The 9,380-nt window shown below is 44.7% G+C and carries 8 protein-coding genes; all 8 read left to right on the plus strand.

Annotation, left to right across the window (positions count from 1 at the left end):
- The coding region (locus QZ379_RS09660) for a hypothetical protein (protein WP_291563750.1) at positions 1–229 on the plus strand (229 nt) is incomplete at its 5' end.
- A gap of 6 nt (positions 230–235) precedes the next feature.
- On the plus strand, positions 236–1,360 hold the full coding sequence (locus tag QZ379_RS09665) for a DUF3696 domain-containing protein (RefSeq protein WP_291563752.1): 1,125 nt from the start codon (positions 236–238) through the stop codon (positions 1,358–1,360).
- A 4-nt stretch (positions 1,361–1,364) separates the two neighbouring features.
- A complete protein-coding gene (locus QZ379_RS09670; RefSeq protein WP_291563754.1) occupies positions 1,365–2,270 on the plus strand; it encodes a hypothetical protein in 906 nt (301 codons plus the stop codon).
- Between the two features lie 170 nt (positions 2,271–2,440).
- A complete protein-coding gene (locus QZ379_RS09675) occupies positions 2,441–3,352 on the plus strand; it encodes a nucleotidyltransferase family protein (RefSeq protein WP_366933601.1) in 912 nt (303 codons plus the stop codon).
- 103 nt (positions 3,353–3,455) lie between these two features.
- Entirely contained in the window at positions 3,456–4,583 is a 1,128-nt protein-coding gene (locus tag QZ379_RS09680; protein WP_291563756.1) for an AAA family ATPase, read from the plus strand.
- Positions 4,580–5,053: a DUF4276 family protein gene (locus QZ379_RS09685; protein WP_291563758.1), complete on the plus strand. Its 474-nt coding sequence runs from the start codon at positions 4,580–4,582 to the stop codon at positions 5,051–5,053. Before QZ379_RS09680 ends, QZ379_RS09685 begins: the two co-directional genes overlap by 4 nt.
- A 69-nt stretch (positions 5,054–5,122) precedes the next feature.
- Positions 5,123–7,966, plus strand: a complete 2,844-nt coding sequence (locus tag QZ379_RS09690) for a bifunctional fucokinase/fucose-1-phosphate guanylyltransferase (protein WP_291563759.1) — start codon at positions 5,123–5,125, stop codon at positions 7,964–7,966.
- 52 nt (positions 7,967–8,018) lie between these two features.
- Positions 8,019–9,269: a nucleotide sugar dehydrogenase gene (locus tag QZ379_RS09695; RefSeq protein ID WP_291563761.1), complete on the plus strand. Its 1,251-nt coding sequence runs from the start codon at positions 8,019–8,021 to the stop codon at positions 9,267–9,269.
- Positions 9,270–9,380: the final 111 nt, after the last annotated feature.

The raw sequence follows: 9,380 nt of genomic DNA on the forward strand, positions 1-9,380 counted from the left end.
GAAACGGGTTAACTATAATTTGTTTGACGCTTTTTCTTATGCTATTGCTGATTTGAATGACAGCGAATATCAAAATCTGAAAGATAAGGGAACGATATTCAAGGAGAAATACAGGATGCTTTTTAAGGATGAGGGCTTTTTATGTAGAACTAAGTTGAAACAAAGCTCGAAAAAAGCGGTACGGTACAGATTTGAGAATATGAAAAAGTTTATTAATCAATTTATCTAATGCATTATGATAAAGGAAATAAGGCTCAGGAACTTTAAGGCTTTCGAAGACGAAACTTTCAATATTAAACCTCTGACATTGATTACGGGAGTAAACGGCATGGATAAATCTACACTGATACAATCGCTGCTGTTTCTGAAGCAAAATTTTGAACTGGGGTATCTGTTTAATCCAAACAAAAAATTGAGACTTAAACATGACTTCGTAAACATGGAATCTGTAGGGGACATGTGTTATACTTTTGCCAAAGAAAGAAGTATAGGGATATCTATTCAAGATGTGGACGGCAATGTATATCAATGGACTATGGATGCTAATGATGCCGGTAGTGAAGAAATGGATTATAATTATGAGGGAGGAGATATTAACGAATTGTCTTTGTTTAATGAAGGATTTATTTTTTTAGAAGCAGAGAGATGGGGGCCGAGAGCTGTGTACAACAAAAATGAGGCAAGGGCTTATAACACTTCGCTGGGCATACAGGGGGAACTTACTCCTGCTTATCTGAATAATGCTTTGGCCACTAACGAGGAAATTGGCCTGAAAGAGATGAGACATACAAGCCTGAATGAAAAACAGACTCAACTGACAGAGAATGTAAATGCATGGATGGCACATATTATGCAGGTTCCTGCACTTAAAGCAAGTACTACGGATATAGATAAGGATAAGATTAAACTTGAATTCGGTATGGCAGGGACTAAAGGGAAAAAATACTCAGCTCTGCAAGTGGGATTCGGTTTTACTTATTGTATGCCGGTTATAGTGGCTTTGCTAAGAGCCAAGAAAAATGATTTGATTATCATAGAAAATCCGGAAGCGCATCTGCATCCGGCTGCACAAGTGGAATTAGGAAAGCTAATGGCTCTGGCAGCTGCGAATGGTGTGCAGATTATTATTGAATCGCATAGTGACCATATACTGAACAGCCTGAGACTGGCAAGAAAAGATGGAATAATCTCAAAGGAGCAACTTAATGTAATATTCGTGCAAAAATACTTTGGGGCGGATAAGGATATGGATGTTACTTATACGGATGAGATACAAATTAATGATGAGGGTAAGTTGAATGCTCGTCCAAAGAATTTTTTTGACAGCTGGGATGATGTTCTGACACAATTAATCGACTGAAAGTATGGAGGCGTATTTTAATGAATTAAGCTTGCATTCTTTTACCGACAATGAAACGGCAAAAAATGCATTTCTGTTGTTAGGCAATTGTTTGAAGAAACTGTCGGAAATGGGTGTCTCCAATACGAGAATGACGGACGAGGCTACAAGAAAGGGGATTCTGAGTGGACAGACTCTGAACAGGGTTCTGAATAATGAAGCTGTAATTGACAAGGATTTAAAGTCTGTCATTATTAACAGAATGTGTACATTAGAACCTATAGATGACTTGGAAAACAAGTATAATGTAACGGGATTTCAATATAATGGGGAAGACTGTAAAGGATTAGGATGGGCTTGCGAGGATATTGAAGACTCTGTGGCATTAGGATTATCGCTGGAAGATATATGGACTGACAGGAATTACAACGTGAATATCTATATGCTTGATGAGGATGGAGAGGAAGTTTCTTCCGTTTCGCAATGTAAGCATGTGGTTACTCCGAATGGTATAGAAAACCTGAGAGATTTCTTTCAAACAAAAATCAATATACCCACTAATGGAAGTGTTCTGGCAATAGAAACTGTAAGTCTGTTTCCTCATCTGATTTTTGCCGGGCAGGCTTTAGAGCAACTTAAAAACATTAAAGATGCTGTGGCTGTAGAGCAAATCTATTATAGACTTAGGGATTTGGAAAGGGTGGCAGCTAATTCTATTGTTCCTATTTCAACTTCCATTTTCAAGTATAAAACAACGCCTGAATCGGAAACTCGCAGCAGATTGCCGGAAATGTTTGTTAAATTTGAGGATGGGGAGACAAGACACTGCTCATGGCATTCTCGTTTTATACCCGGTGCAGGGCGAATACACTTTTATTATGATGAAAGTGAAAAAATATTTTATGTCGGATATATTGGTGAGAAACTGTAAATGGGTGCTTATACTAAATGGAAGGTGCCGCAGTTTGTATCGGCTAAGCTGAAAAGGTTCTGATGATGAGGGAGTTGTTTTATAAGATTTTAAATACCGGCCTTTGGGGTGGAGGAAGTCGCTCCGAGGGCTTTTCTGTGTCTGACAGGGAGAGGAGAACTCTTTTTGAGATGGGAAGGCTGCAGGCAGTGAGCGGTCTGTTGGCAATGGGGATGGATGAGTGTGGCGCGGACTTGGGAAGTGACGGGATGAATTGGGTAAAGACGCTGATGTATATCGAAAAGAGGGGAAAGAAGATTGAGTTATTGGCAAGGAAGATAGTGGAGAAATTGGCCGATGAGGGTATGACTGCAGAGGTGTTCAAGGGGCCGTCGGTAGCGAAATGGTACAGGAAGCCGGAAGCGAGGAGCTTCGGGGATATAGACATTGTGGTGATGAGGGGTGCGGAAAGGATTGAGGAGGTGCTGCGGAAATGGGGCATAAAGTATAAAAGGCTGTATGAGGATGTGGATTGTTCTATTGAGGGGGTAAGTGTGGAGTTTCATCAGAGAAGGGATTTTGCGTATTGCCCGAAGGATAACAGGGTGCTGCAAAGGCTTGTGAAGGAGCATCCTGAGAGTGCGGAGGTGTATCTTGTGTGCGTGATGGTGCATTTGAGAAGGCATATCCTGACTTATGGCATGGGGATGAAGCAGGTGTGCGACGTGGCGGTAATGCTGAGAAATGCGGAGTTGGATATGGAGTTTCTTTCTAAAATAATCAAGGAACTGCATATGGAGAGGTTTTGTGCTGCTCTTTTCGGTTTCCTGAAGAGGTGTCTGGAGGTGGAGGTCTTCCCTATCGAACCGGACTGTGGCAGGAACAGTGTGTTCATAGAGGAAACGGTATGGAGGGACGGGTATCTGCTGAAAATGCAGAGGGAGAAACGGAACAAGGGACTGTCGGCTCTGAGGAGAGTGGCCGGAAACGCCTGGTTCTGGGTGAAGAGGTGTGTGAGGATGTCGGCTGTAATGCCGAGGGAAGCGGCATGGTTTATTCCGTATATGGTGAAAAGAAGGGTGTGGAGGAAAATGAAAAGTTAAGCATAAACCTAAAAATGTGTACTAAGGCTGTGATGGGGATTGAAAAAATGATTATTTTTGTCAGAAGAACAGATAGAAACAATTGGTAAAAATTGATTAAGATATGATAAAACGACATAACTACTCTATAAAGCTACAGGAAGTAACCATAAGAGGATATAAATCAATATCCTTTAATTATCCGGTAACATTAGAATTGGGGAATGTAAATATATTGCTTGGAGCAAACGGTGCGGGAAAAAGCAATATAATAAGTTTCTTCAGAATGCTGAGCTATATGATGAGCCGTTCGTTTGAAATATATGTGGAAATGGCGGGCACTGCCAACTCACTGCTTTATTTTGGAGCAAAAATGACTCCTGCAATGTCGGCCCAACTTAAGTTTGCGGATGAGAATTCTGTTGATACTTATCAGTTTACTCTCAGCAAGGCTTCACCGGACAGACTGATAATCACTGAAGAAAATATCAGTTGGCTTAGAAAAGGGGAAGACAAGCCTTTTCAATTGGTTCTCAAACCTAATTTTAAGGAATCTTCTCTTGTAGACAATACAAATAAAGTGGCAAAAGCTGTTTATAAAATGTTGTCTTTCTGCAAGGTTTATCAGTTTCACGATTCTTCAGAAAATGGGCCTTTAAGGCAACCTTGTCCTGTAGAGACATCAAATTATCTGCAATCCCATGGAAATAATCTACCTTCATTCCTGCTATTCCTAAAAAATTATTATGGAGAATCTTATAAAAAGATTGTGGATTATGTGAAGGATGTAATTCCTCAGTTTCAGGATTTTTATCTTGAGCCTGTGGGAAATAATATTTCGTTGAGATGGAAGGATAACTCTGCAACGGATTATGTTTTCAACTCTTATCAGTTGTCGGATGGCTCTATAAGATTTATAGCTTTAGCTACTCTGTTGCTGCAACCGGCAGAAACTATGCCGAGCGTGATTATAATAGATGAACCTGAACTTGGTCTTCATCCATATGCTATATCACAACTTTCGGAAATGATTAAGGAAGCCTCTATTCATTCGCAAGTGATAATAGCGTCACAGAGTAAAGATCTTGTGGATTATTTTGACATCGATAATGTGTCGGTCGTTGAGATGGATGAGGAAAAGAAGTCTACAACAATAACGAAACTGAACGAGCAGGACTATAAATTGTGGCTTGAGAATTATTCTATAAGTGAACTATGGGATAAGAATGTTATAGGAGGCAGACCGGTATGAAGAATAAGATAGTTCATGTGTTATGCGAAGGACAGACTGAGCAAGGGTTTGTGGAAGGTGTTTTAAAACCTTATCTATTGGCTAATGGTGTGACTTCTGTAAAGAGCATTCTTATAAATACAAATAGGAAAAAGGGAACGGCAGGAGGTATGTTTTCTTTCAATCAGGTACATAGCAACCTGGAGATAGTAAGGAGGACATATGTTGATAATGAGTATGAAAGGCATATATTTACTACTATGTTTGACTATTATGCTTTACCTTCTACTTTTCCGGAATATGACAAGAGCCAAAACATAGCTGACAAATACGAAAGAATCAAGTTATTGGAAGATTCATTTGCCCAATATGAAAATGAGGCAAGGTTTATTCCATATATACAGCTTCACGAATTTGAGGCGTTGGTGTTCTGCGGTTTGGATTATCTGCCTGAAAAATACTACAATGGAAGAGCTGACGCAAATCCGTAAAAACACAGGGAAAAGCAGGGCTTATAAAACGGGAACAGGGAAAAAGGAAAGGAAGGATTTATGACAAATATGAAGAAATTACTTTCATTGCCACCGAATCTGGTGGAGTGTTTTCATGATATAATGAATGCGGACAGGAAGGAATGGTTCTGCACTTCGGATCCGATAGGTAGGAAACTGGGTTCGGGAGGTGGAACGACATGGCTCCTTGATGCTTGCAGACGAGAAGAGGCGGACGGTGCGGACCTTATGACGTGGCTGGGCAGGGAGAAAAGGATTCTGCTGCACGCGGGGGGACAGAGCAGACGACTGCCGGCTTATGCTCCGTCGGGAAAGATTCTGACGCCGGTACCGGTGTTCAGATGGGCGCGAGGACAGAAGCTGACTCAGAATCTGCCGGACCTGCAACTGCCGCTGTATGAGGAGATAATGGAGAAGGCTCCTAAGGGGTTGAACACGCTGATAGCGAGCGGCGACGTGTATATAAGGGCGAAGGAGCAGTTGCAGGAGATTCCGGAGGCGGACGTGGTGTGCTACGGACTGTGGGAGGACCCGCAACTGATGAAGAACCACGGGGTGTTCGTGGCTTCAAGAAAGACGCCGGAAAAATTAGAGTTCATGATGCAGAAACCGGGTGTGGAGGAAATGGCGGCAATGATGAAGGATTATCTGTGTATGATGGACATAGGTATCTGGCTGCTGAGCGACAGAGCTGTAAAGTTGATGGCGGAACGTTCCATGGACAGCGAAGGTAACGTGAAATTCTATGATATGTACTCGGAGTTCGGTCTTGCACTGGGAGAGAATCCGAGGATAGCGGACAAGGAGCTGAACGGCCTGAAGGTGGTGGTACTGCCGTTGCCGGGAGGGGAATTCCATCACTACGGAACGAGCAGGGAGATGATTTCGTCTACTCTGGCGGTGCAGAACTGTGTGATGGACCAGAGGGCGATAATGCATCATAAGGTGAAACCGCATCCGGCTGTGTTCGTGCAGAACGCGATAATGAACGTGGGGCTGACGGAAAGGAATGCGGAGATATGGATTGAGAACAGTTTTATCGGCAGCAAATGGTGTCTGTCGAGCAAGAATATAGTGACGGGAGTGCCGGAGAATGACTGGGAAATTTCACTGTCTGAGGGACTGTGTATCGACGTGGTGCCGATGGGTGAAAAGGGATTCGTGGCAAGACCGTACGGATTTGAGGATAAGTTCAAGGGCAGCCTGAAGGAGTCCTCTACCCTATTCTTGGGACAGCCGGTGACGGAATGGCTGGAACAGAGGGGACTGAAGGCTGAGGATATTCCGGGCAACTGGGACTTGCAGAGCGCGGAGATTTTCCCTGTAGTAGACAGCATCGCGGATATGGGTGATGTGCTTGCCTGGATGACTGACAGGGCTGATGATACAGCAGGAAGGAAGATATGGATGGAAGCCCAAAAGATGTCGGCTGACGGTATATCGGCTTATGCCAACCTGAGAAGGCTGACGGCTCAGCGTGAGGCTTTCAGAATGAAGAACCTGAGTACGCTGGCAAGGAATCATGAGAGGAGTGTATTCTATCAGACGGACCTTGAGGAAACGGCAAGGGAGTTTGCCAAGGGCGGTATCGGACTGCCGGAGGAACTGCCGGAGGATGCGGGACTGCTGAAGAGGATTAGCGACGGGATGTTCAGGGCAAGAGTGATGGAACTGACGGGGAATCCTGAGGCTAAGGTTATGGAGGAAAGGGCTTTCGGACTGATGAGAAAGGGACTGACGGGGGCTATGGACCTGAAGCAGAGGCCGGTGATGGCGGTGTATGCTGACCAGATAGTCTGGGGAAGAAGCCCGGTGAGAATAGACCTTGCGGGGGGATGGACTGATACTCCTCCTTACAGTCTGATGGAGGGCGGTAATGTGGTGAACATGGCTATAGAGCTGAACGGACAGCCGCCGCTGCAGGTGTATGTGAAACCGTCGGATAAATATAGTATAACTCTGAGGTCGATTGACCTTGGGGCTGCGGAGGTGATTTCTTCATATGACGAACTGAGGGATTTCCGTAAGGTGGGCTCTCCGTTCTCCATTCCTAAGGCGGCTCTGGCTCTGTCGGGTTTCCTGCCTGAGTTCTGTATGGACAGCTATGCTTCGCTCGAGGAGCAGCTGAAGGCTTTCGGCAGGGGTATCGATGTGACTTTGCTTTCGGCTATACCGGCAGGCTCGGGACTTGGTACAAGCTCGATACTTGCGGCTACTGTGCTCGGTGCGCTGAATGATTTCTGCGGACTGAACCGGGACAGACAGGGTATCTGCAACAGGACTCTGATACTTGAACAGCTGCTGACTACGGGTGGCGGATGGCAGGACCAGTACGGAGGTGTGCTGCAGGGAGTGAAACTGCTGCAGACTATGCCGGGATGGAGGCAGGAACCGGGTGTGAAATGGATGCCTGACTATATATTTAATGACAGTGAGTATGCGAAATGTCATCTGCTGTACTACACGGGAATAACACGTACGGCCAAGGGTATATTGGCGGAGATTGTGAAGGGTATGTTCCTGAACTCGGAAAAGCATCTGAGGATTCTTGAACAGATGAAGGGACATGCCATAGATATGTATGAGGCGATAATAAGGAATGACTTCGAAACGATGGGACGACTGGTGGGCAAGACATGGACGCAGAACCAGAGATTGGACAGCGGTACGAACCCTGAGGCGGTAAGGGCCATGACGGAGATGGTAGATGACCTGTGCCTGGGATATAAACTGCCGGGAGCAGGTGGCGGAGGATTCCTGTATATGGTAGCGAAGGACCCGGAAGCGGCCGTGAGAATAAAGAGGATTCTGAATGAGAACAGAATGAACGACAGGGCGAGATTTGTGGAGATGAAGCTTTCGGACAAGGGGCTGGAGGTGAGCAGGAGCTGATGGGAATTAATAATTAAGAACTATAAACTTAAAAACTCATAAACTAAAAAAAATGAATATTGCGGTAGCAGGAACAGGATATGTAGGGTTGTCTATTGCAACTCTATTGGCACAGCATAACAGGGTTACGGCTGTAGATGTGATAGCTGAAAAGGTGGAGAAGATAAATAACCGTATCTCTCCTATTCAGGATGAATATATAGAAAAGTATCTGGCTGAAAAGGAACTGGACCTGAAGGCTACTCTCGACGGGGAAGCGGCTTACAGGAATGCGGAGTTTGTGGTGATAGCGGCTCCTACGAACTATGACCCGGTGAAGAACTATTTCGACACGAGTCATGTGGAAGAGGTAATCGACCTGGTGAGAAGTGTGAACCCAGAGGCGGTGATGGTGATTAAGAGTACTATTCCTGTGGGATATTGTGAGGGACTGTACAGGAAGTACGGAAGGGACCTGAAACTGCTGTTCTCGCCGGAGTTTCTGAGGGAGAGCAAGGCTCTGTATGACAACCTCTACCCGAGCCGTATCATCGTGGGATGTCCGGACGGGAAACTGACTGACCATGCAGAGGAACTGAAGGAGGCGGCAAGAACGTTTGCCGAACTGCTGAAGGATGGTGCCATAAAGGAGAATATTGACACTCTGTTTATGGGACTGACTGAGGCAGAGGCGGTGAAGCTGTTTGCGAACACTTATCTGGCACTGAGGGTTTCGTACTTCAACGAGCTTGACACGTATGCGGAGATGAAGGGACTGAACACTGTGGATATTATAAACGGTATCAGTCTTGATCCGAGAATAGGCAATCATTATAACAATCCGTCGTTCGGATATGGCGGCTACTGTCTGCCGAAGGATACGAAGCAGCTGCTGGCCAACTATGCGGATGTGCCGGAGAACCTGATTCATGCTATTGTGGAATCGAACAGGACAAGGAAGGATTTCATTGCGGACCAGGTGCTGAAGATGGCGGGGTATTATTCTGAAAACGCACAATGGAATTTACACACTGAGAAGGAATGTGTGATAGGTGTGTACAGGCTGACAATGAAGTCGAACAGCGATAACTTCCGCCAAAGCTCTATCCAGGGAGTGATGAAGCGTATCAAGGCTAAGGGGGCTACGGTAATAATATATGAGCCTACTCTTGAGAACGGTTCGACTTTCTTCGGCTCGAAGGTGGTGAACAATATGGAGGAATTCAAAAAACTGTCGGGAGCAATCATTGCCAACAGATATGATTCATGCCTGGACGACGTGAAGGATAAGGTATATACAAGGGATATTTTCAAGAGGGACTAACAGATTTTCTTATATAAAGAAAGAAAATTACCAATATAAATAAAATAATGTCAGTTTTTTTATAGTCAAAAAGAAATGCTTTGCGAATTGAGCAATCGGAAATTGAGAGTC

The sequence above is a fragment of the Bacteroides sp. genome, assembly GCF_019417265.1.
Lineage (GTDB): Bacteria > Bacteroidota > Bacteroidia > Bacteroidales > Bacteroidaceae > Phocaeicola.

Bases quoted from the DNA above. Each gene is read 5' to 3' on its own strand.
- QZ379_RS09675 (WP_366933601.1), top strand. From the start codon at position 2,441: ATGGGAAGGCTGCAGGCAGTGAGCGGTCTGTTGGCAATGGGGATGGAT.
- QZ379_RS09680 (WP_291563756.1), top strand. From the start codon at position 3,456: ATGATAAAACGACATAACTACTCTATAAAGCTACAGGAAGTAACCATA.
- QZ379_RS09695 (WP_291563761.1), top strand. From the start codon at position 8,019: ATGAATATTGCGGTAGCAGGAACAGGATATGTAGGGTTGTCTATTGCA.
- QZ379_RS09670 (WP_291563754.1), top strand. From the start codon at position 1,365: ATGGAGGCGTATTTTAATGAATTAAGCTTGCATTCTTTTACCGACAAT.
- QZ379_RS09690 (WP_291563759.1), top strand. From the start codon at position 5,123: ATGAAGAAATTACTTTCATTGCCACCGAATCTGGTGGAGTGTTTTCAT.
- QZ379_RS09685 (WP_291563758.1), top strand. From the start codon at position 4,580: ATGAAGAATAAGATAGTTCATGTGTTATGCGAAGGACAGACTGAGCAA.
- QZ379_RS09665 (WP_291563752.1), top strand. From the start codon at position 236: ATGATAAAGGAAATAAGGCTCAGGAACTTTAAGGCTTTCGAAGACGAA.